The sequence below is a fragment of the Ancylobacter sp. SL191 genome, assembly GCF_026625645.1.
Lineage (GTDB): Bacteria > Pseudomonadota > Alphaproteobacteria > Rhizobiales > Xanthobacteraceae > Ancylobacter.
Window position 1 is genome coordinate 2939502 of the sequence record NZ_CP113056.1, and the last position, 20884, is coordinate 2960385.

At 66.6% G+C, this 20884-nt stretch carries 19 protein-coding genes; 10 read left to right on the forward strand and 9 right to left on the reverse strand.

The window, feature by feature from the left end; translation table 11 throughout:
• Nucleotides 1-121 precede the first annotated feature (121 nt).
• The 4 genes from OU996_RS13400 to OU996_RS13415 all read left to right on the forward strand — a co-directional run bounded on the left by OU996_RS13400 (nt 122) and on the right by OU996_RS13415 (nt 6655).
• Nucleotides 122-1117, forward strand: a complete 996-nt coding sequence (locus tag OU996_RS13400) for an HlyD family secretion protein (protein ID WP_267582110.1) — start codon at nt 122-124, stop codon at nt 1115-1117.
• Nucleotides 1114-2061 (forward strand): ABC transporter ATP-binding protein, encoded by a 948-nt coding sequence (locus OU996_RS13405; RefSeq protein WP_267582111.1) that lies wholly within the window; start codon nt 1114-1116, stop codon nt 2059-2061. Before OU996_RS13400 ends, OU996_RS13405 begins: the two co-directional genes overlap by 4 nt.
• The gene (locus OU996_RS13410; RefSeq protein WP_267582112.1) at nt 2058-3203 is read left to right on the forward strand and encodes an ABC transporter permease; all 1146 of its coding nucleotides are present in this window, start codon (nt 2058-2060) and stop codon (nt 3201-3203) included. Before OU996_RS13405 ends, OU996_RS13410 begins: the two co-directional genes overlap by 4 nt.
• A 1928-nt stretch (nt 3204-5131) precedes the next feature.
• Nucleotides 5132-6655 (forward strand): MFS transporter, encoded by a 1524-nt coding sequence (locus tag OU996_RS13415; RefSeq protein WP_267582113.1) that lies wholly within the window; start codon nt 5132-5134, stop codon nt 6653-6655.
• A 248-nt stretch (nt 6656-6903) separates the two neighbouring features.
• Here the strand turns inward: OU996_RS13415 and groL are convergent, their stop codons facing one another.
• Both groL and groES read right to left on the reverse strand, forming a co-directional pair.
• Nucleotides 6904-8544 (reverse strand): chaperonin GroEL, encoded by a 1641-nt coding sequence (gene groL, locus OU996_RS13420; RefSeq protein ID WP_267582114.1) that lies wholly within the window; start codon nt 8542-8544, stop codon nt 6904-6906.
• Nucleotides 8545-8592: 48 nt separating this feature from the next.
• Entirely contained in the window at nt 8593-8907 is a 315-nt protein-coding gene (gene groES, locus OU996_RS13425; RefSeq protein WP_267582115.1) for a co-chaperone GroES, read from the reverse strand.
• Nucleotides 8908-9205: 298 nt separating this feature from the next.
• On the opposite strand from groES, the gene OU996_RS13430 reads away from it, so the two are divergent.
• Nucleotides 9206-9511, forward strand: a complete 306-nt coding sequence (locus OU996_RS13430) for an usg protein (RefSeq protein WP_267582116.1) — start codon at nt 9206-9208, stop codon at nt 9509-9511.
• A 26-nt stretch (nt 9512-9537) separates the two neighbouring features.
• Here OU996_RS13430 and OU996_RS13435 read toward each other — a convergent pair whose 3' ends face one another.
• On the reverse strand, nt 9538-10581 hold the full coding sequence (locus OU996_RS13435; protein ID WP_267582117.1) for a linear amide C-N hydrolase: 1044 nt from the start codon (nt 10579-10581) through the stop codon (nt 9538-9540).
• 202 nt (nt 10582-10783) lie between these two features.
• Here OU996_RS13435 and OU996_RS13440 point away from each other — a divergent pair, with 202 nt between their 5' ends.
• A complete protein-coding gene (locus OU996_RS13440; RefSeq protein WP_267582118.1) occupies nt 10784-11413 on the forward strand; it encodes an exopolysaccharide biosynthesis protein in 630 nt (209 codons plus the stop codon).
• A gap of 79 nt (nt 11414-11492) precedes the next feature.
• On the forward strand, nt 11493-12905 hold the full coding sequence (locus OU996_RS13445) for a DUF2235 domain-containing protein (RefSeq protein WP_267582119.1): 1413 nt from the start codon (nt 11493-11495) through the stop codon (nt 12903-12905).
• Here the strand turns inward: OU996_RS13445 and OU996_RS13450 are convergent.
• The 6 genes from OU996_RS13450 to OU996_RS13475 all read right to left on the reverse strand — a co-directional run bounded on the left by OU996_RS13450 (nt 12902) and on the right by OU996_RS13475 (nt 18838).
• A complete protein-coding gene (locus OU996_RS13450) occupies nt 12902-13657 on the reverse strand; it encodes an SDR family oxidoreductase (RefSeq protein ID WP_267582120.1) in 756 nt (251 codons plus the stop codon). The genes OU996_RS13445 and OU996_RS13450 overlap by 4 nt on opposite strands.
• A 332-nt stretch (nt 13658-13989) precedes the next feature.
• Nucleotides 13990-14736 (reverse strand): peptidase, encoded by a 747-nt coding sequence (locus tag OU996_RS13455; RefSeq protein ID WP_267582121.1) that lies wholly within the window; start codon nt 14734-14736, stop codon nt 13990-13992.
• Between the two features lie 88 nt (nt 14737-14824).
• On the reverse strand, nt 14825-15685 hold the full coding sequence (locus tag OU996_RS13460) for a transglutaminase family protein (RefSeq protein WP_267582122.1): 861 nt from the start codon (nt 15683-15685) through the stop codon (nt 14825-14827).
• A 21-nt stretch (nt 15686-15706) separates the two neighbouring features.
• Complete coding sequence (locus tag OU996_RS13465) at nt 15707-16651, reverse strand: alpha-E domain-containing protein (protein ID WP_267582123.1); 945 nt, start codon at nt 16649-16651, stop codon at nt 15707-15709.
• Nucleotides 16652-16664: 13 nt separating this feature from the next.
• Entirely contained in the window at nt 16665-17288 is a 624-nt protein-coding gene (locus tag OU996_RS13470) for a LysE family translocator (protein ID WP_267582124.1), read from the reverse strand.
• 128 nt (nt 17289-17416) lie between these two features.
• Nucleotides 17417-18838 carry a circularly permuted type 2 ATP-grasp protein gene (locus OU996_RS13475; RefSeq protein ID WP_267582125.1) on the reverse strand — a complete coding sequence of 474 codons (1422 nt, stop codon included), beginning with the start codon at nt 18836-18838 and terminating at the stop codon, nt 17417-17419.
• Between the two features lie 202 nt (nt 18839-19040).
• On the opposite strand from OU996_RS13475, the gene OU996_RS13480 reads away from it, so the two are divergent.
• The 3 genes from OU996_RS13480 (at nt 19041) to OU996_RS13490 (ending at nt 20812) form a co-directional block, all read left to right on the forward strand.
• On the forward strand, nt 19041-19799 hold the full coding sequence (locus tag OU996_RS13480; protein WP_267582126.1) for a competence/damage-inducible protein A: 759 nt from the start codon (nt 19041-19043) through the stop codon (nt 19797-19799).
• Between the two features lie 94 nt (nt 19800-19893).
• Nucleotides 19894-20400 carry a xanthine phosphoribosyltransferase gene (gene gpt, locus OU996_RS13485; RefSeq protein WP_267582127.1) on the forward strand — a complete coding sequence of 169 codons (507 nt, stop codon included), beginning with the start codon at nt 19894-19896 and terminating at the stop codon, nt 20398-20400.
• Nucleotides 20401-20416: 16 nt separating this feature from the next.
• The gene (locus tag OU996_RS13490) at nt 20417-20812 is read left to right on the forward strand and encodes a hypothetical protein (protein ID WP_267582128.1); all 396 of its coding nucleotides are present in this window, start codon (nt 20417-20419) and stop codon (nt 20810-20812) included.
• The last annotated feature ends 72 nt before the right edge of the window (nt 20813-20884 follow it).

A 20884-nucleotide genomic window follows, 5' to 3' on the forward strand; every position in this document is an offset into this window, starting at 1 on the left:
GCGTGGCGCCCGCCTTTTTGCTGCGTGGCTGCTGGCTTTGTCCGATGGGGAATGACCACACTGGTCAGGCCTTCTTCCGTCTGGTTTCAATGGCGAACTATCCGTACGTCAGCGAGTGCCCATGCCCCAGCCCAACCACGCTTTCGCGTCACGCATCCCGGCCGGGCGCGGTCGGCTGTGCCTGACGGTCGGCCTGCTGGTGGCGACACTGGCGGGCTGCGCCGATGCGGGCCCGCCGCGCTATCAGGGCTATGCCGAGGGCGATCTGATCTTCGTCGGACCGGATGAGGCGGGCCGGTTGACCGGCCTCGCCGTGGAGGAGGGGAACCGCGTCACTCAAGGCGCGGCGCTGTTCACCATTGATGCCGCGCTCCAGCAGGCGGAGGTCGACGCGGCGCAGGCGAGCCTCGCCCAGGCGCAGGCGGAGCTGGAGAACCTGATCAGCGCCGCTCAGCGCCCGCAGGAGATCGCCGTGCTGGAGGCGACGCGGCGCCGGGCTGCGGCGACGCTCGACCTCTCGCGCATCGAGCTTGAGCGGCAAAAGGAGCTCTTTGCCAAGCAGGTCGGCTCAAAGGCGGCGCTCGATACCGCCCAGCACACCTATGACCAGAACCAGGCGGCGCTGGACGAGGTGGACACGCAGATCACCGTGGCCGGCCTCGGCTCGCGCGAGAAGCAGATCGCGGCGGCCCAGCGCGCCGTCGAGGCGGCCGAGGCCAATCTCAAGGCGGCGCGCACGCGGCTCACCCGGCGCAGCCTCGCCGCGCCCGTCGCGGGCTCGGTCGAGACGGTGTATTTCCGGCCGGGCGAGCTGGTGCCGGCGGGTCGGCCGGTGGTGTCGCTTCTGCCGCCCGAACTCATCAAGCTGCGCTTCTTCGTGCCCGAACCCGATCTGCCGCGCTTCACCCTCGGCGCGCCGGTGCGGGTGACCTGCGATGGCTGTGCGGCGCCGGTGGATGCCAAGGTGAGCTACATCGCCGCCAGCGCCGAATACACGCCGCCGGTCATCTACAGCCTCGATGAACGGGCCAAGCTTGTCTTCCTCCTGGAAGCACGCGCCGACAGGCCGGGGGCGCTGCGGCCGGGGCAGCCGATCACCGTGCAGCTCCTGCCATGAGCGGCGAGGGGGAACCATCGCCGCCGGGCTACGCCATCGAGGTGGAAGGCCTCTCCAAGGGGTTTGGCGATCGTGTGGTGGTGCGCGATCTCTCGATGCGGGTGCGGCGCGGCCAGATCTACGGCTTTCTGGGGCCGAATGGTTCGGGAAAGACGACCACGATCCGCATGCTCTGCGGGCTGCTGACGCCGGATGCCGGGCGGGGGACGTGCCTGGGCTACGACATTCTGCGCGAGGCGCGCACCATCCGCCGCCATGTCGGCTATATGACGCAGAAATTCAGTCTCTATGCCGATCTGTCGGTGCGCGAGAATCTTGAATTCGTCGCCCGCATCTATGGCGTGCCGGACCCGGTGGGGGCCGCGCGGGCCGCCGTCGAGCGGCTGGGCCTTGCCGGACGCGACCGGCAGCTTGCCGGGTCGCTTTCCGGCGGCTGGAAGCAGCGCCTGGCGCTCGGCGCCTGCATCCTGCCCGCGCCGCAACTCCTTCTGCTCGACGAGCCGACCGCCGGTGTCGATCCCAAGGCGCGGCGCGAGTTCTGGGCGCAAATCCATGAGCTGGCGGCGGAAGGGCTGACCGTGCTGGTCTCGACCCATTACATGGACGAGGCCGAACGCTGCCATGAGATCGCGTATATCGCCTATGGCGAATTGCTGGCGCAGGGGCCGGTAGCCGAGGTGGTCGCCCGCTCGGGCCTTTCCACCTGGACCGTGACGGGCGGCGACCCGGCGGCGCTGGCGCGGGAGCTTTCCGGCTTGCCGGGCATCGAGATGGTCGCGCCTTTCGGGGCCAGCGTGCATGTCGGCGGGCATGACGCGGCGGCGCTGGAGGCGGCCATCGCGCCCTATCGCGACCGGCCGGGGCTCGACTGGCGGCAGGACGCCCCGACCCTGGAGGACGTCTTCATCGACCTGATGAACCGCTCGCGGGATAATTTCCGATGAGCGGCTCGCTGCGCCGGATCGGCGCCATGATGCGCAAGGAGTTCCTGCAATTGCTGCGGGACCGGGTGTCCTTCGCCAGCATGATCATGATCCCGCTGCTGCAGCTCGTGCTGTTCGGCTACGCCATCAACACCACGCCGCGGCATCTGCCGACTGCCGTGCTGGCGCATGAGAACACCTCGCTCACCCGCGCTTTGCTTGCCGCGCTGGAGAACACCAAATACTTCGCCGTCACCCATCATCCGCGCACCGAGGCCGAAGCCGAGCGGTTGATGCGCTCGGGCGACGTGCTGTTCGTGGTGGAGATCCCCGCCGGCTTTGAGAGGGCGGTGCGGCGGGGGGAAAGCCCGGCGCTTCTGGTGGCGGCGGACGCTACTGACCCCGTGGCCTCGGGCAGCGCGCTCGCGGCGCTGAGCCGGCTGGTCGATGCGGCGGTGACGCGGGAGCGTTTCGCGGTCGATGGCGGGCCGCGCGGCAGCGGGCTGGAGGACCAGCCTCCCCCCTTCGAGATCATCACCCATGCCCGTTACAACCCGGCGGCGGTGACGCAGCTCAACATCGTGCCCGGCCTGCTCGGCACCATCCTCACGATGACCATGCTGATCTTCACCGCGCTCTCGGTGACGCGGGAGATCGAGCGCGGGACGATGGAAACGCTGCTCGCCATGCCAATCCGCCCGGTCGAGGTGATGCTCGGCAAGATCGCGCCCTATGTGCTGGTCGGCGCCGGGCAGGCGGCGCTGATCGTATTGGCGGGAATCGGGCTGTTCGCCGTGCCGGTGGTGGGCTCGCTCGGGCTGCTCACCGCGCTCACCGCGCTGTTCATCGTGGCGAACCTCTCCATCGGCTACACCTTCTCGACGCTGGCGCAGAACCAGCTTCAGGCGGTGCAGATGACCTTCATGTACTTCCTGCCCAATATCCTGCTGTCCGGCTTCATGTTCCCCTTCGCCGGCATGCCGCGCTGGGCGCAATGGATTTCCGAGACCCTGCCACTCACCCATTATCTGCGCATGGTGCGCGGCATCCTGCTCAAGGGCGCGACGGCTAGCGACCTCGCCACGGACATTGCCGGGCTGACCGCGATCATGCTGGTCGCCATGCTGATCGCCGTCAGCCGCTTCCGGCAGACACTCGATTGACGGGGCGGCGCGCCGCGCATCCCCGTCATCGCCGCCCTTCCTTCCCGCGCGTCCCGCCTTCACACCGTCATTCCCGCCGTCATCCCGGCCCTCCCGCCGTCATCCCCACCTTCCGGCCGTCATCCCCGGGCTTGACCCGGGGATCCACGTCTTGGTCCGGGCGCGCGGGAGAAGACGTGGATGGCCGGGCCAAGCCCGGTCCTGACGTCGTAAGGGTGGTGATGAGCGCGTCATGCGATCCCGGCTCTCCGGCTTCGCGGAGCCTGCCCTTGGGCTTGCCAAAGGCAAGACCCGAGGGGCCGGGATGACGAATGGACGCCCCCCGCACCAAAACCCCCGCGCCGCTGTCGCGGCCGGGGTTCTGCACCGTTCCCATCCGCCCTTGAGGGGCGCGCGGGGCACCGGGGCGGACGCCAACGGCGGCCGCCTGCACCTTTGTTTTAAAAGGTGGTGCAAGCCTTCACTCAGCCAACCGACGCGCCGCTCCCGGCGCCCCGCACGCGGTGTTTTTTGGCTTGCTCCGAATGGCCCCTGGAGGAGTCAGACTTGCTATCCTCCACTGAAGGCGGCGCCCACGCGCTTGAAGGCGCGTAGCATCCCGCCCGTGAACGGCGCTACGCCGCACGGGAACACCCGACTTGGGCCGCGACGCCTCCGGGTGCGTTACTCCCGCCGACGCCGCCACCGCCCCCATCCCCCACGCCGGCCGCTCCGGACGCACCCCTCGGTGAGGACAGGTGCGGGCAGGATGACGGAGATTGGGGTGAATGTCTAGGTTTATTTTCCTAGGCAGATCTCTCGCCACGCCGGTGCGTCGGCGCCTCTGCCCATCGCCGCGCCTGTAACCGTCATCCCGGACGGCCGCAGGCCGATCCGGGATCGCGCTCCGGTTTGCCCGATGCACGCGCCGCAGGCTCTCCAACGGATGACGATCCCGGCTCTCCGGCTACGCCTCCGGCCGGGATGACGACGGACGGGAAGGCGTTACGACGGCCTATTATTCAGCGTCATCCCGGACGGCCAAAGGCCGATCCGGGATCGCGTGCCGCCCTGGTCACGCGGTCGCCCTCCCAGAACCTCGTCATCCCCGGACTTGATCCGGGGATCCACGACTTGGGGCCGTGCGCGGCGAGCCAAGTCGTGGATGGCCGGGCCAAGCCCGGCCATGACGTCGTTAAGGGTGGCGGCGTCGCCCCCGAGGTTGGGCACCCGTTCCGTCCCCGCGCGTCCCACCTTCCCGCCGTCATCCCCGGGCTTGACCCGGGGATCCACGACTTGATCCGAGCGCGGCGCAGGCAAGACGTGGATGGCCGGGCCAAGCCCGGCCATGACGTCGTTAAGGGTGGCGGCGTCGCCCCCGAGGTTGGGCACCCGTTCCGTCCCCGCGCGTCCCGCACTCACCCCGTCATCCCCGGGCTTGACCCGGGGATCCATGACTTCAGCCGTGCGCGGCGAGCCAAGTCGTGGATGGCCGGGCCAAGCCCGGCCATGACGGCGTTAAGGGTGGCGGCGTCGCCCCCGAGGTTGGGTACCCGTTCCGTCCCCGCGCGTCCCGCCCTCACGCCGTCATCCCCGGGCTTGACCCGGGGATCCACGACTTGGGGCCGTGCGCAACGAGGAAGTCGTGGATGGCCGGGCCAAGCCCGGCCATGACGGTGTGCGGGGGGATGAGCGCGTCGGATGACGATCCCGGCTCTCCGGCTTCGCCGAGCCTGCCCTTGGGCTTGCCAAAGGCAAGACCCGAGGGGCCGGGATGACGGCATCTTTGTGAAGCGTCATCCCGGACGGCCGACAGGCCGATCCGGGATCGCGGGCCGCCTCACCCCGACATGACAATCACGCCATCCCGCCCCTAGGCGCGGGCGGGTCATCGTGGCTTCATATCGCGGGCCCAAGGGGAAACGGATTGGGTGGCCAAGGGGATGGGGATGTTCGGCGCGGATAAGGGACGGTCGGTCCAGGACTATATTGACGAGATGCCGGTGTGGGCCGATGGCACGCCGGTCGGCTCTACACCGATGACCGGCATGCAATGGCGGATCTGGTGGCTCGCCGCCTTCGGCAAATTCTTCGAGGGCATGGTGGTGTTCACCACCGCCGTCGCCCTGCCGCTGATTTCCGCCGAATTCGGTCTCGGCGCCACCGAGCACGGCGTCATCGGCGCGGCGAGCCTCGCCGGTATTCTGGTCGGCGCGCTGCTGCTGGGCGGGCTGTCCGACACGTTCGGGCGCAAGTTCATGTTCGTGGTCGAGATGATCCTGTTCATGATCTTTCTCGTCCTGCTGTCGGTGAGCCCGACCTATTTCTGGCTGGCAGTCTTCCTGTTCGGCGTCGGCGTGGCGCTGGGCTGCGACTATCCGACGGCGCATCTCATCATTTCGGAGAGCATTCCGAGCGCCAATCGCGGCCGGCTGGTGCTGGCGGCCTTCGGTTTCCAGGCGCTGGGGGCGCTGGCCGGTACGGCAGTCGGCTATGCGGTGCTGGTGAACGATCCGACCGTCTCCGCCTGGCGGCTGATGTATGCGGCGGTGATCCTGCCCGCCGCCATCGTCACCGTCGGGCGTTTCTTCATCACTGAATCCGCGCCCTGGCTGTTCGCGCAGGGGCGGACGATGGAGGCGGCGCACGAGACCGCCCGGCTGCTCTCTCGCGAGCCCGCCTATCCGCACCAGGTCGAGCTGGCGACGCCCGCCGCCGGGGCAGGGGCGTCAGGACACGGAGCCGGGGCCTCCGGCTGGCGCGAGCTGTTCACCCGCCGCAACCGGCGGGCGACGATCCTCGCTTCCGTGCCGTGGTTCATGCAGGATCTCAGCACCTATGGCATCGGGCTGTTCACCCCCACCATCCTCGCCGCCGCCTTCGGCCATGGCGGGCCGGTCACTCATGACGTGACCGACATCGTCGCCAGCCAGGTGCTGGCGGCCGAGGGCGCGGCGCTGATCGACACGCTGCTGATCGCCGGTATCTTCGCGGCGGTGCTGCTGGCCGACCGGGTGGGGCGCATTCCCTTGCAGATCATCGGCTTCATCGGCTGCGCCGCCGGCCTGCTGCTGGCCGCCATGTCGCATTACTATCCCGATCCCGGCCGCACCCTGCTGATCTTTGCCGGCTTCATGCTGTTCAACTTCATGACCAATGTCGGCCCGAACGCGCAGACCTATCTGATCGCCGGCGAGGTGTTTCCGACCCGCGTGCGCGGCAAGGGCGCGGGGCTGGCCGCCGCCACCGGCAAGATCGGCGCGGTGCTGACCGCGTTCCTGTTTCCCATCCTGCTGGCCGATATCGGCACCACCGCGCTGCTGATCGGCCTCGCCCTGACCTCCTTTGCCGGCGCGGCGATCACCTGGGCGTTCCGGGTGGAGACCATGGGCGCGGATCTCGAACGCCTGCACCAGCGCGCGGCGGACGATAGCCTCGACACGATCGCCGGTGCGGCGCGCGAGCCCGCCTGATCGCGCGCGCTGCAAACGAAAAGGGCGCAGCTTGCGCCGCGCCCTTTGTAATCGTCAGCCTTGCGGCGAACGAGTGTCGATCAGAAGTCCATGCCGCCACCAAAGCCGGGCTTGCCCGGCTTTGGTCTCAAGAAGTCAGCGTGGGCGAATGGGCTTCCTCAGAAGTCCATGCCGCCCATGCCGCCGCCCGAGACGTCGGCCTTGGCCGACGTCGGTTCTTGCGGGTGCCGGGCGGCTTCGGAGCTTCCTCAGAAGTCCATGCCGCCCATGCCGCCGCCCGGCATGGCCGGGGCCGCGGCGCCGGCCTTCTTGGGCAGCTCGGCGATCATCGCCTCGGTGGTGATGAGCAGCGAGGCGACCGAGGCGGCGTTCTGGATCGAGGAACGCAGAACCTTGGCCGGGTCGATGACGCCCGCCTTGAACATGTCGACATACTCGCCGGTCTGGGCGTTGAAGCCGTAGGCGTAGCTGTCCTTCTCGAGGATGCGGCCGACGATCAGCGAACCGTCCTCGCCGGCATTGCTGGCGATCTGACGGGCCGGGGCCTGAATGGCCTTGCGGACGATCTCGACGCCGGTCTTCTGGTCCGGGTTGGCGGTCACGACGCCCTCGAGCGCCTTGATCGCGCGCAGCAGGGCCACGCCGCCGCCCGGCAGGATGCCTTCCTCGACGGCCGCGCGGGTCGCGTGCAGCGCGTCGTCAACGCGGTCCTTCTTCTCCTTCACCTCGACCTCGGTCGCGCCGCCGACGCGGATCACCGCGACGCCGCCGGCGAGCTTGGCCAGACGCTCCTGCAGCTTCTCGCGGTCGTAGTCCGAGGTGGTCTCCTCGATCTGCGCCTTGATCTGCGCGACGCGGGCCTCGATGTCGGCCTTGGCGCCGGTGCCGTCGACGATCGTGGTGTTCTCCTTCTCGATCACCACCTTCTTGGCGCGGCCGAGCATGGCGAGGGTCACGCTGTCGAGCTTGATGCCGAGATCGTCGGAGATGGCGGTGCCGCCGGTGAGGACGGCGATGTCCTGCAGCATGGCCTTGCGGCGATCACCGAAGCCGGGAGCCTTGACGGCCGCGACCTTGAGGCCGCCGCGCAGCTTGTTGACGACGAGGGTGGCGAGCGCCTCGCCCTCGATGTCCTCGGCGATGATCAGCAGGGGCTTGGAGGTCTGCACCACGGCCTCGAGGACCGGGAGGAGCTCCTGCAGGCCCGAGAGCTTCTTCTCATGGATGAGGATGTAGGGATCCTCGAACTCCACGCGCATCTTCTCGGCGTTGGTGATGAAGTAGGGGGAGAGGTAGCCGCGGTCAAACTGCATGCCCTCGACGACGTCGAGCTCGGTCTCGGCGGTCTTGGCTTCCTCGACGGTGATGACACCCTCGTTGCCGACCTTCTGCATGGCCTCGGCGAGGTACTTGCCGATCTCGGAATCGCCATTGGCGGAGATGGTGCCGACCTGGGCGATCTCCTCGTTCGAGGTGACCTTCTTGGCGTTCTTCTTGAGATCGGCGACGATCGCCTCGACCGCGAGGTCGATGCCGCGCTTCAGATCCATCGGGTTCATGCCGGCGGCGACGGACTTGGCGCCTTCCTTCACGATGGCCTGGGCGAGCACGGTGGCGGTGGTGGTGCCGTCACCGGCGAGGTCGTTGGACTTCGAGGCCACTTCGCGCACCATCTGGGCGCCCATGTTCTCGAACTTGTCCTCGAGCTCGATCTCCTTGGCGACGGTGACGCCGTCCTTGGTGATGCGCGGGGCGCCGAAGGACTTCTCGATCACGACGTTACGGCCCTTGGGGCCGAGGGTCACCTTCACCGCATTGGCGAGGATGTCGACGCCGCGCAGCATCTTCTCGCGCGCGTCGCCCGCAAATTTCACTTCTTTGGCAGACATGTCTTTAACTCCGGTGATGCGTTACGACTTGCGTCGGGCGTTCGGGCGTCACGCCGCCTTCTTGGCGGAGGCGCTGTCGTCGATCACGCCGAGGATGTCGGACTCCTTCATGATCAGGTAGTCGACGCCGTCGATCTTGACCTCGGTGCCGGACCACTTGCCGAACAGCACGCGGTCGCCGGCCTTCACATCGAGCGCAACGAGCTTGCCGGCCTCGTCGCGGGCACCCGGGCCCACCGCAACCACCTCGCCCTGCGAGGGCTTTTCCTTGGCGGTGTCGGGGATGATGATGCCGCCCGCGGTCTTGGTTTCCGCATCGACGCGCTTGACCACCACACGGTCATGCAGGGGACGGAACTTCATCGGTTCTCTCCAGAAAAGCTTGAACGATCATCTGGTTTCATGGCGGCGGATCGGCCGGAACGGTGCCGATCACGCTACCGCGAGGACATCTAGGCGGGGGGCGGAGGGGGCGCAAGGGTATGGCACGAAAAATTTAGCAGTCCGATGAAGTGAGTGCCAAGTCGTCAGCGGCGTCGCTGTCAGCACTCTGTCATTCATGCTGCTAGTGCCCTGATATTAAACGTGAAACTCGATCTTTGGACTTGTTCGCGCAAGCCTCGTGCGCTCAACTCGGGACGTCAGCGAAAGGAGGTTCCGCATGGCATCTCGTGAAGCAGCCGCACCTGGCGTGCGTCCCGCATCGGCCGATTTCGTCCGGCAGCTCGCCGGTTATGGCCTAACCACCGCCCAGATCCTCTACCGCATGCCGGACCACCCGGCGCTGCTGCAGACCTATCTCTGGCAGCACTACGACCTTTATCCCCATTTCCCGGAGCTGAACCGCTTTCTCGACTTCTGGAAGCGCGAGCTGGAAGGGCCGCTGCACTCGGTCACCATTGCGCATTCAAGGCTGATCAAGCCGGCGGAACTGCGCACGGTCGACGGGGTGTTCCAGATGCACTGAGACACCCCGCCGGCCTGTGGCGCGCCTTACTGGGCGAGGAAGGGGAACGGCTCGCTGGGTGCGAAGCGGGCCGACGCCTCGCCGGAGAGGACCGGATGGGTCGAGAGGTCAAGGCGGGCCGGCTTGGCCCCAGCCGCGAGGTTCAGCTTGTCCAGGTCCACCCAGAAGATCGAGGGGCTGTAGGCCGACTCGAAATAATAGCGCTTCGCGCCAAGATCCCCGATCGAGCGCCAGATGGTGGCGGCGATGTTCGGCTTGCCGGGCGAGGCGAGGCCGAGCGGCACGGAGATGGAGCGGATCAGCGAGAAGGCGGAAGCCACGGCCAGGGGCTCCTCCTTCTGCTTCGGCGTGGCGTTGAGTGCCCAGCTCATGCGCACGAAGCGGTCGGCGGAGTTGATGGTGCCCGGCAGGAAGTCCAGCCCGTCAATGTTCTTCCAGTAGGTGCTGATGGCCAGTTGCTGGTCGAAGGGCGGCGAGTTGGTCATCACCGTGTATTTGGGGCTGTGATGGATCACGAGCTTGCCATCGACATATTCGAAGATGGCGCTGTCGCCGGTCTTGTCGGCCAGCGAGAGGTGGCCGGTCGCTTTGTTGCCGTCGGGCAGCACGGGCGCGACGATGGCGAAGGGCTCCTTCGAAAGGGCCTCGACCGCTTCGGCGACGGTGGCGAAATTGTCGAGCGCATATTGCGTCCAGGCGCCGACCGAGATCAGCTTCTTGCCCGACGCCTTCGCGTCGCCATAGTCGCTCTCCGCCAGATAGAGCGTATTGGCCATCAGGCCCGCCTCGTTCATGCCGTCGACGGTCGCCACATTGTAGAAGGAGGCGATCACCGAGCCGTATTTGGACGTCCAGGTGATCGACCCATCGCCCGCGCCGCCATTGCGCGCCATGCCGCGCGGGAAGGACCAAAGATCGGTTTCGGGATCCGCCATCCAGTCCATTGATCGACCGACGATGTAGCCGCCCGTTCCCGTCTCATAGACGAAGCGGGTGCAGGCCTCGGCCTGAAGATTGCTGAGCGCGAGCGCCGCACAGGCGGCGAGACCAAGACGATGAAAGCGTTTCACGAGACCTCTCCTCAAGGCTGCTTCGCGCCGACAGAACCCCGGCGACGGTAACACCGGTAGGGGTGAGGCGTTGCCTTTCCATGAAGAACGGCGTTTCACGTGGGGTGTGTGGCAGATGGATTTGGCGCATGTGCCCTCTCCTTGCCGCTTTCGCCGTGCTATGAGGGCGGCGGAACTGGGTGCCGTGGTGGTGTCCCAAGGCATGACTGAAGGCACCGGGCCGCCCATCGTGGATCATCGCTCGCCCCGCACCTCGGAGCTGCTCTCGGCGATCGTGACCGCCCATTCGGCGGAACGCATCGGCGTGGGCGAGATCGTGCATGCCCTGCGCAACCGCGCCTTCGGCCTGTCCATCCTGCTGCTCGGCCTGCCGAACTGCCTGCCCATGCCGCCGGGCATTCCGGTGATCTGCGGCGTGCTGTTGTGCCTCGTCGGCGTGCAGATGCTGCTGGGGCGTGACGAATTGTGGCTGCCGCGCTGGCTGGCGGCCCGCACCATTTCCCGCACGCTGCTGGAGAAGATCGTCCATGGCGCGCTGAAATGGATCCGCCGCTTCGAGGCCTATTCGCGCCCGCGGCTGGCCTATTTCTCCAGCGCCGCCGCGCGTCTCGTGCTGGGCGGCGTGGTGGTCGTGCTGGGCCTCCTGCTGATGCTGCCGATCCCGATCTTCGGCAATTTGCCGCCGGGTATCGCGGTGTGCATCCTCGGACTCGGCCTCGTCGAGCGCGACGGCGCCTTCATCGCCGCCGGCCTGGTCGCCAGCCTTGTCAGCCTCGGCGTGATGGGTCTTCTGAGCTGGCTGATCTTCCAGGGCGCGCTCGCCGTCATCTGAGAGTGTGTGAATAAACTCAGAGTTGCGTTTGGTAAAATGCAACCCTTATGATGATGCTTCCGCAATGACGGGGGGCGTCATGAGTGCGAAATCAACCGAGCCGTCGGCCGATCGAACAGCCATTAAGCGCCTGCCGCGCCGGCTCATCCTCTGCCTTGACGGCACCTGGAACGATCCCAACAGCGAGGACATCACCAACATCGTGCGGCTGCGCGACATGCTGCAGCCGGGCGTTACCGATGGCGTCGAGCAGCGCATCTATTATGACGAGGGCGTGGGCACCGGCGGAAGCAAGCTGAAGAGAAGCTTCGACGGCGCGACCGGCTCGGGCCTCGACGTCAATGTCCGCCAAGCCTACCGCTTCCTCAGCCAGTTCTACGCCCCCGGCGATGACATCTTCATTTTCGGCTTCTCGCGCGGTGCCTTCACCGCGCGCAGCCTTGCCGGCTATATCGGCGCGAGCGGGCTGCTCAAGGCCGAGAATTGCACGACGCAGAATGAACAGACGGTGTGGGAGCTCTACCGGACGCCGCCCAAGGACCGCTACCCGGCGGACACGGTATGGTTGCGCACGCTCACCCATGACGGCGTACGTATTCGCGGTCTCGGCGTTTTCGACACCGTGGGCTCGCTAGGTATCCCCGGAAGTGTCTTTCGGAGAAATCGCGAGCGCTACGAGTTTCACGACACGGCTCTATCCTCGATTATCGACGTGTCGCTGCATGCTGTGGCGATTGACGAGAAGCGGCGGTGGTACCCTCCCGCACTCTGGCAGGTGCCGCAGCATGCGGGATTCACGGCGGTCGAGCAGGTGTGGTTTCCGGGCGTGCATTCCGACATTGGCGGTGGCTATCAGGCCGGGGGTATCGGCGCTCTGACGTTGGCGTGGATGCTGAAACGGCTCGACGCGTTGACACCCGCGGGACATGGCCCCGTTTTTCGGCCGGGTGAGCTTGAGGCGTTGCAAGGCGAAGACAGCCCTGACATTCATGAGTCACGCAAGTCGCCATTATTTTTCATGGACCGCGACGATCCGACGTATCGCGTGATCGCCCAGCAACGCCCGCGTGGAGCCGGGGTGCGTGTCGCTGGCTTGCCGCCCCAGGCCCGCTCCATCGGTGAGCACATCCATCTCAGTGCGCTCGCCCGGCTGACCGACGGGAAAAACGAAGCGGGTGGCGCTTATGATCCGCCGAACCTGCGCGCCGCGCTGGAGGCGTTCTTCGCGCCGACCCACACGGTTCTGCCACGGCCAAAGATCGCGCTCGGCTTCGTCGGCAAGCAGAACCGCCCGCTCGACTGGATCGGCAATGCGGCCGATTTCGACGAATTGCGGGCGGCGCTGCCCCAGACGTATCGGGCGGAACTGGACAAGGCGCGCAACGTTTGGGCCGCGGCGGTGAAGACCGACAAGTCGTCCCGCACGGCAGCCGCAACGCCGGAGGCTGCGGCTGCCAAGGTGCAGAGCGCCACGGCGGAGACCGTTCGCTAGCCCCGCCCGACGAACGGCGCGTTGGTGGCCATGATGGTCATGGTCAGCACATTCGCGTCGAGCGGCAGGCTGGCCATATAGGCAACGGCGCGGCCGGCATGGACCGGGTCGAAGGTCGGCTCGACCATGATCTGGCCGTTGGGCTGAAGAATGCCGGTCTTCATCTTCACCGCCATGTCGGTGTCGGCATTGCCGATGTCGATCTGTCCGCAGGCGATGTTGTGCGCCCGGCCTTCCAGCGCGACCTGCTTGGTGAGGCCCGTGACCGCGTGCTTGGTGGCGGTATAGGGCGCGGTGAGCGGGCGCGGGGCGTGCGCCGAGATCGAGCCATTGTTGATGATGCGCCCGCCCTTGGGAGTCTGCGTCTTCATGAGGCGGATGGCGGCCTGGGTGCAGAGAAACACGCCGGTGAGGTTGACCGTCACCACGCGCTGCCAGTCCTCCAGCGGGATGTCCTCGATCGGCATGCCCGGCGACCAGCCGCCGGCATTGTTGAACAGCACGTCGAGGCGCTTGAAACGGCGGGCAATCTCGTCGAACAGCGCGCGCACCGAGGCCGCGTCCGCCACATCCGCGGCGATGGGGTGAGCCTTCCCGGAGGTGGCGGCAATGGTCGCCGCAACCGCCTCCAGCGGTTCCGTGCGGCGACCGGTCAGAACAACCTCAAAGCCGGATTCGGCGAGCGCGAGCGCGGCGGCCTTGCCGATGCCGGTGCCGGCGCCGGTGACGAGGGCGATACGGGGCGTGGTCATGTTTTTCCTCCCGAGGCGTCGAAATGTTCCCGGCATGGCGTCGCCGGCAAGGCCAGCAGCGGCTGGCGGGATGCGTCACGCCAGGGAACCCGCAAGAGCCCATGGCGTTATCAGCGCAGAAGATAAGTCGAATGCGGTGAAACGAGACAGCACCGCCGGTGAATTACTCAGTCGAGGAGAGCAATCATGCCCGGTATTCTTATGTGGCTCATCGGTATCCCGATTCCGATCATCATCCTGCTGTATCTGCTCACCTGACGGGTGCAGGACGATCATCAGCCGAAGGCCGCCGCTGCAACCCGCATCGGCGGCCTTTGCGCGTTGATGTCGGTCTAGCGATTGCGCCCATAGGGCGGGCGAGGGATCGAGGTGTGCGCGGCGCGCAGCGCGGCCGACCAGCGCTCGCGCAGATCGTGGAAATAGGGTTCGCCCGGTTCGATCCGGTAATTGAGTTCCGACTGCCCCCCATCGCGGCGCGCGACGAGGATGTCGATGGGCATGCCGACCCCGAGATTGGAGCGCATGGTCGAATCCATCGAGATGAGGCCCGACTTCAGCGCGTCATATAGGTCGGTCTCGAAGGTGATGGAGCGGTCCAGCACCGGCTTGCCATATTTATGCTCGCCGATTTGCAGGAACGGCGTGTCGGCGGTGCATTCAATGAAATTGCCGGCCGCGTAGATCATGAACAGCCGCAGCCGCCCGCCATTCACCTGCCCGCCGAACAGGAAGGAGACATCGAAGCGGATGTCGGATTCCTTGAGGCCCTCGCCATAGAGCCGGTGGACGTGCCGGATGGCTGCGCCGACGAGCTGCGTCGCGCGGAACATGCTGCTGACGCTGGTCAGCGTGTCCTTCTTGCCGGTCTCCGGGTTTTCCAGCCCCTCCTGCAGGGTGCTGATGACGGCCTGCGAGATCGACAGGTTTCCCGCCGTCGCCAGTGCCATGATGTGGCGGCCCGGTTCCTCGAAGACGTGCAGCTTGCGGAAGGTCGAGATGTTGTCGAGCCCGGCATTGGTCCGGGTGTCGGCAATCATGACGAGGCCGTCACGCACCAGAAGACCACAGCAATAGGTCATCGCAGGCACTTCCCCCTGGCCACGGCCTGTGGCGCGCGGCATTCCATTACGCGCCCTTATAGCGGGGCGCTTTTGTGGCCGGCAACCGTCAGCCCTGAATCTGCCGGCTCGACTGGTCGACGGTGAGGGCGACGGAGAGATTTTCCTCGCCGCCACCATAGCGGTTGCCGCGCACCGGAGCGGCGCCGAGATAGTCGAGACCCACGGCGAGGCGGACATAGGCCTCGGTCGGGCACTGGAGATTGGTCGGATCGAACCCGACCCAGCCCAGACCATCCACATAGGCTTCGGCCCAGCCATGGCCGGCCTGCGCGGCGGCGCCCTGGAGCTGGGCGAGGCCCTGCGTCTGCGACTGCGCGGCCCCGTCGGTGACGATGTAGCCGCTGGCATAGCGGGCGGGGATGCCGATATGGCGCGCCCCGGCAATGAAGATATGCGCGTAATCCTGGCACACGCCGCGCTTCAGCGCGAAGGCTTCCTTGGCGGTGGTCGTCGCCTGCGTCGGCTCGGGATCAAAGGCCATGTGAGCGCCGATCGCTTCCATCAGCGCGTGCAGCCGGGCGATGCGGTCCTCGATGCCGGCGGCGGCCTGTTCGGCGAAGGCGCGCAGGGCCGGATCGGCGACGGTGAGGTCGGTCTCGCGCATATAGAGCGAAGCCGGGAAGCGCTCCTTCACGCCGCGCACGACGCCGGCGGTGTCCTGCGTCTCGACCTCGCCCTCGACGATCACGCGCAGCTCGGAGATAGGCCCCTCCACCGCGAAAGTGTGGGTGAGGTTGCCGAACGCGTCCTCATGCGCCCGCAGCCGGCAGCTCTCCGACACGTCGATGCGCCAGGAGACGACATATTGCCCGTCATGGTTGCGCGGCGTGAGGCGCAGCGTCTGGATCGCGCCATTGGCCGGCGGATCGTAGGTGTAGATGGTGGCGTGCTTCACATGGATACGCATGACGCGGCGGTCGATCCGGGATTACAGGAGATATTGTTCGGCAACGCTCGAACCGAGACGGTTGTTCTCGACGACGAAGCCGTCGATGTATTCGTGCAGCCCGGTCTGGAAAACGTCCTCCATCCGGCTGTTGCCCAGCCGGGTGAGGGTGGAGCGGGCGATCCGCTGCGCCGTGCCCTGCCGGCCGTAATAGGCGGCGATGTCGTCGAGATAGCGCGTGATGTTCTGGTAGCAGCTCGTCAGCGAGCGCGGCATTTGCGCGTTGAGGATCAACAGATCCGCCACCAGCCAGGGCTTCACGCTCTCGCGGTACACCCAGTGGAAGGACGTCAGCGCCGAGACCGAGCGCAGGATCGAGGTCCACTGGAAATAGTCGAGCGGCCCGCCGACATGCTCGGAGTCCGGCAGCAGCACATGATATTTCACGTCGAGGATGCGCGCGGTGTTGTCCGCGCGCTCGACATACATGCCCACGCGCGAGAACCAGAACGCGTCGTTGCGCAGCATGGTGCGGTAGGCGGCACCGTCGAAGCGCAGCGAGGTCTCCTTCACGAAGGAGAGGAAGCGGGCCAGCTCCTCGCGCGTCATGCTCTTGGTGGAATAGCGCTTCAGCTCCAGCCAGGCGGAGTTGATGGTCTCCCACATCTCGATGGTCAGCGCCGTGCGCACCGAGCGGGCATTGGTGCGGGCGATCTCGAAGCAGTTGCGGATGGAGGAGGGGTTCTCCGGCGCGAAAGCGAGGAAGGAGATGACGTTCTGCTCCGTCGCCTCGTCGCCATGCACCTGCTTGAACAGGTCGGCGCAGCCGGCGGTGAGCAGCGCCGAGCGCCACTCATTGGTCGAGCCGCCATAGGCCGCGGGAAGCTGCGCCAGACGCTGCGTCACATCGAGGATGCGGGCAAGGCAGTCGGCGCGCTCCATGTAGCGGGCGAGCCAGTAGAGATTGTCGGCTGTGCGAGAAAGCATGGGAACCCGCGTTCTATTTCGCGTTACGCCAGGCGAGCGTCGCAACGCCCGCCCCGATCAGAAGAGTGCCACCGATCCGATTGATGGCGGCGACGATGCGCGGCGTGCCGATGGCGCCGCGCAACCGGCCCGCAACAAGCGCGTAGCCGAAGGCATTGGTGGCGGCGAGCACGAGGAAAGTGGTCTCGAAGATCGCCATCTGGGTGAGGAAGTCGCGGGCGGGATCGAGGAACTGCGGCAGGAAGGCCACGAAGAAGGTGATGCTCTTCGGGTTCAGCGCGGTGACGATCCAGGCGTGCAGCAACATGCCGAGCGGCCGGTCGGTGCTGCGCGCTTCGCCGATGAGCGGCGTGCCGCCCGCCCGCCAGAGCTTGATGCCGAGCCAGATGAGATAGAGCGCGCCGATCCATTTGAGCACGGTGAACAGCGTCGCCGAGGTGGCGAGCAGCGCGCCAAGACCAAGCATGGAAAGCGTCATGGCAGTGAAGTCGCCGAGCGCGACGCCGGTCGCCACCGGCAGCGCCACCTTGCGGCCCTGGCCGAGCGCATAGGAGACGACAAGCAGGATCGTCGGTCCGGGAATGACCAGAAGGACCGCCGAGGCGGCGACGAAGGCCAGCCATGTTTCAATCGGCATCTGTCTATGCGCTCCCACCCTGCGTCATCCCGGCCACCGCGACGCGGAGACCGGGAACACTCACCAATTCCGCAGACAATCCCGGATCGGCCTTCGGCCGGCCGGGATGACGATCCGACCCCAGTCCCTCAGCTTTCCTCCAGCACCCAGGTGTCCTTGGTCCCGCCGCCCTGGCTCGAATTCACCACCAGCGAACCTTCCTCGAGCGCGACGCGGGTGAGGCCGCCCGGCACGATGCGGGTGCGGTCGGAGCCCGTGAGCACGAAGGGGCGCAGATCGACATGGCGCGGCGCGATGCCTTCCTCGACAAAGGTCGGGCAGGTGGACAACGCCAGCGTCGGCTGGGCGATGAAGTTGGTGGGATCCTGCTTCAGCTTGGCACGGAACAGCTCGATCTGCGCCTTGTCGGCGCGCGGGCCGATCAGCATGCCGTAGCCGCCGGAGCCATGGACTTCCTTCACCACCAGCTCGTTCAGGTGATCGAGCACATAATTCAGGTGATCCGCCTCGCGGCAGCGCCAGGTCGGCACGTTCTTCAGCAGCGGCTCCTCGCCGAGATAGAAGCGGATGATCTCGGGCATGTAGCTGTAGACCGCCTTGTCGTCGGCCACGCCCGTGCCGACCGCATTGGTCAGCGTGACATTGCCGGCATTATAGGCGCTCATCAATCCGGGCACGCCGAGCGCGCTGTCCGGCCGGAAGGCGAGGGGATCGAGGAAATCGTCGTCGAGGCGGCGATAGATCACATCCACCCGGCGCGGGCCCTCGGTGGTGCGCATATAGACCACATCGTTGCGCACGAAGAGGTCGCGGCCCTCCACCAGTTCGACGCCCAGCTTGTCGGCGAGGAAGGAGTGCTCGTAATAGGCGGAATTGTAGATGCCGGGCGTCAGCACCACCACCACCGGATCGCTGGTCGCTGTGGTCGGGGCGAGCGATTTGAGCGTGGCGAGCAGTTCGTCCGTGTAGTTCTCCACCGGCGCGACGCGGTTCTCCGCGAACAGCTCCGGGAAGAGCCGCATCATGATCTCGCGGTTCTCCAGCATGTAGGAGACGCCGGAGGGGGTGCGGGCATTGTCTTCCAGCACGTAGAAGGTGTCGGCGTCCACGCGCACCACGTCGATGCCGGCGATGTGGACATAAAGGTCGTGCGGCACCTTCTGGCCGTTCATCTCCGGGCGGAACACCGGGTTCTGGTAGACCAGATCCTCCGGCACCACGCCGGCCCGCAGGATGTCGCGCTTGGAGTAGACATCCTTGATGTAGAGGTTGAGCGCCTTGGTGCGCTGCTCCAACCCTTTGGAAAGCCGGCCCCATTCCCCATTGGTGAGGATGCGCGGGATGATGTCGAAGGGGATCAGCCGCTCCTGCGCGTCGCTGTCGCCATACACCGCGAAGGTGATGCCGATGCGTCGGAAGATGAACTCGGCCTCCTTGCGTCGGTAGTCGAGCACGTCTGGCGGCACATCCTTCAGCCAGCGTGCGAGGGTGGTGTAGGCGGCGCGGATCGAGCCGTCCGCATTGGTCATCTCGTCGAATGCGACGCTCATAGGTGCAAATTCACTCCCCAACTCGTGGAAGTTAGCTACAAACGTCGTGCCAGCGGAAGAGGCGGAACAACCCGGACGGCGAATATCGCCATGGGGCGCGTCAAATGCCTATTTTGCGGGCGTCGTGCCGCTCTATATGGCGGGCGCTGCGATCATTTGCGGCGTTTCTAGGCGCCTTTACGGAAAGCAGGAGTAGAATCGGATGGTCGGGCAGGCAGAGGCGGTGACGGCGGGGCTCCTGGTCATCGGCGACGAGATCCTCTCGGGGCGGACCAAGGACCGCAACATCGGCTATATCGCCGAGTACCTCACCGCTCTCGGCATCGACCTTTCCGAGGTCCGCGTCGTTCCCGACATCGAGGACGAGATCGTCGCCGCGCTCAACGCCCTGCGCTCCCGCTACACCTATGTGTTCACCACCGGCGGCATCGGGCCGACGCATGACGACATCACCGCCGACGCGGTGGCGAAGGCGTTTGGCGTCACCATCGACGTCGATCCGCGCGCCCGAGCCATGCTGCTGGAGCGCATTCCCGAGGCCGATCTCAACGAGGCGCGGCTGCGCATGGCGCGCATCCCGGCCGGCGCCGCGCTGGTGCCCAACCCGGTCTCCAAGGCGCCGGGCTTCTGGATCGGCAATGTCATCGTCATGGCCGGCGTGCCGACCATCATGCAGGCGATGCTCGACGAGGTGGCGCCGAAGCTCACCACCGGCGTGCGCATGCTCTCCCAGACCGTGCCGGCCCATGCCAAGGAAGGCGATATTGGCGGGCCGCTGAAGGAGGTGGCGCTGGCCCATCCGGGCGTCACCATTGGCAGTTACCCGTTCATGGCGGAGGACGGCCGGCCCAACACCAATCTGGTCGTGCGCTCGCGCGATCCCGACCAGCTCGCCGCCGCGGTGGCGGCGGTAGAGGCGATGGTGGCACAGGTGCGGGCGCAGCTCGCCGCTAGCCGCTAAGGCGGGGAATTCTGCCCGACGCCACTGGAGAAGCCGGCGCGCTCAAGCTAATGCTCTCGGTAATGTCGCCTTTGCCGCCGGGATGCACGCCGAGATGTCCGACGACCGCCAGAACAAGGCCTTCCCCGTTTCCTGGGACCAGTTCCACCGCGACGCCCGCGCGCTTGCCTGGCGGCTCGCCGCGGCCGGCCCCTTCGTCGGCATTGTCTGCATCACCCGCGGCGGCCTCGTGCCCGCCGCCATCGTGGCGCGCGAGCTGGGCATAAGGCTTATCGAGAGCGTCTGCATTGCGAGCTATCACGACTATAAGAGCCAGGGCGAGACCGAGGTCATCAAGCCCATCGCGCAGGTCGTGCTGGACGCGGCCGGGCCGGGCGGGCAGGGGCTGCTGGTGATCGACGATCTCGTCGATACAGGCTCCACCGCCAAGGTGGTGCGCGCCATGCTGCCCAACGCGCATTTCGCCACCGTCTATGCAAAGCCGGCAGGACGGCCGATCATCGACACCTTCATCACGGAAGTGAGCCAGGATACCTGGATCTATTTCCCGTGGGACATGGGGCTCAGCTTCCAGCCGCCGATCCGCGACGGCGTCGCCTGAGCACAAGGAGAACATCATGGCCGGCCCGGACGACATCATCGAGGACGACGAGAGCGACGCGGCCTATGACGAGGCCTTCGATGCCCACCGCACGGCGCTCTATGAGCAACTGCTCGCCTATGCCGACGAGCACGATCTGAGCGACGGCTTCATCGCCGATCTGGTCGCCGATCTCAGCCTCTCCCTGCGCATGGTCGCCTATGCCTCGGAGACCGAGAAGCCGTCCGTCGGCGGTTTGCGGCTCGACCTCGACCGCTACGCCCGCGAACTCGGCGAAGCGGTGCGCGAGGCCAAGAAGCACGGCGCTGATTTCATTGCCGAAGCCAAGGCCGCGCGCGAGCGCGAGGAGGCGGAAGGCGAGGAGCAGGACGGCGAGGATCAGGAAGGCGAGGGTGGCGGGCGTCCGCAGTAGTGGTGTCAGGGTGTGGATCGTCACGCGGGCGTGATTGAGCTATCCCAGGGGTGCGGCACTCACCTTAAGGAA

Excerpts from the sequence above, each read along its gene's own strand:
- OU996_RS13400 (WP_267582110.1), top strand. The coding sequence starts at position 122 with ATGCCCCAGCCCAACCACGCTTTCGCGTCACGCATCCCGGCCGGGCGC.
- OU996_RS13405 (WP_267582111.1), top strand. The coding sequence starts at position 1,114 with ATGAGCGGCGAGGGGGAACCATCGCCGCCGGGCTACGCCATCGAGGTG.
- OU996_RS13410 (WP_267582112.1), top strand. The coding sequence starts at position 2,058 with ATGAGCGGCTCGCTGCGCCGGATCGGCGCCATGATGCGCAAGGAGTTC.
- OU996_RS13415 (WP_267582113.1), top strand. The coding sequence starts at position 5,132 with ATGTTCGGCGCGGATAAGGGACGGTCGGTCCAGGACTATATTGACGAG.
- groL (WP_267582114.1), bottom strand. The coding sequence starts at position 8,544 with ATGTCTGCCAAAGAAGTGAAATTTGCGGGCGACGCGCGCGAGAAGATG.
- groES (WP_267582115.1), bottom strand. The coding sequence starts at position 8,907 with ATGAAGTTCCGTCCCCTGCATGACCGTGTGGTGGTCAAGCGCGTCGAT.
- OU996_RS13430 (WP_267582116.1), top strand. The coding sequence starts at position 9,206 with ATGGCATCTCGTGAAGCAGCCGCACCTGGCGTGCGTCCCGCATCGGCC.
- OU996_RS13440 (WP_267582118.1), top strand. The coding sequence starts at position 10,784 with ATGACTGAAGGCACCGGGCCGCCCATCGTGGATCATCGCTCGCCCCGC.
- OU996_RS13445 (WP_267582119.1), top strand. The coding sequence starts at position 11,493 with ATGAGTGCGAAATCAACCGAGCCGTCGGCCGATCGAACAGCCATTAAG.
- OU996_RS13450 (WP_267582120.1), bottom strand. The coding sequence starts at position 13,657 with ATGACCACGCCCCGTATCGCCCTCGTCACCGGCGCCGGCACCGGCATC.
- OU996_RS13455 (WP_267582121.1), bottom strand. The coding sequence starts at position 14,736 with ATGACCTATTGCTGTGGTCTTCTGGTGCGTGACGGCCTCGTCATGATT.
- OU996_RS13460 (WP_267582122.1), bottom strand. The coding sequence starts at position 15,685 with ATGCGTATCCATGTGAAGCACGCCACCATCTACACCTACGATCCGCCG.
- OU996_RS13465 (WP_267582123.1), bottom strand. The coding sequence starts at position 16,651 with ATGCTTTCTCGCACAGCCGACAATCTCTACTGGCTCGCCCGCTACATG.
- OU996_RS13470 (WP_267582124.1), bottom strand. The coding sequence starts at position 17,288 with ATGCCGATTGAAACATGGCTGGCCTTCGTCGCCGCCTCGGCGGTCCTT.
- OU996_RS13475 (WP_267582125.1), bottom strand. The coding sequence starts at position 18,838 with ATGAGCGTCGCATTCGACGAGATGACCAATGCGGACGGCTCGATCCGC.
- OU996_RS13480 (WP_267582126.1), top strand. The coding sequence starts at position 19,041 with ATGGTCGGGCAGGCAGAGGCGGTGACGGCGGGGCTCCTGGTCATCGGC.
- gpt (WP_267582127.1), top strand. The coding sequence starts at position 19,894 with ATGTCCGACGACCGCCAGAACAAGGCCTTCCCCGTTTCCTGGGACCAG.
- OU996_RS13490 (WP_267582128.1), top strand. The coding sequence starts at position 20,417 with ATGGCCGGCCCGGACGACATCATCGAGGACGACGAGAGCGACGCGGCC.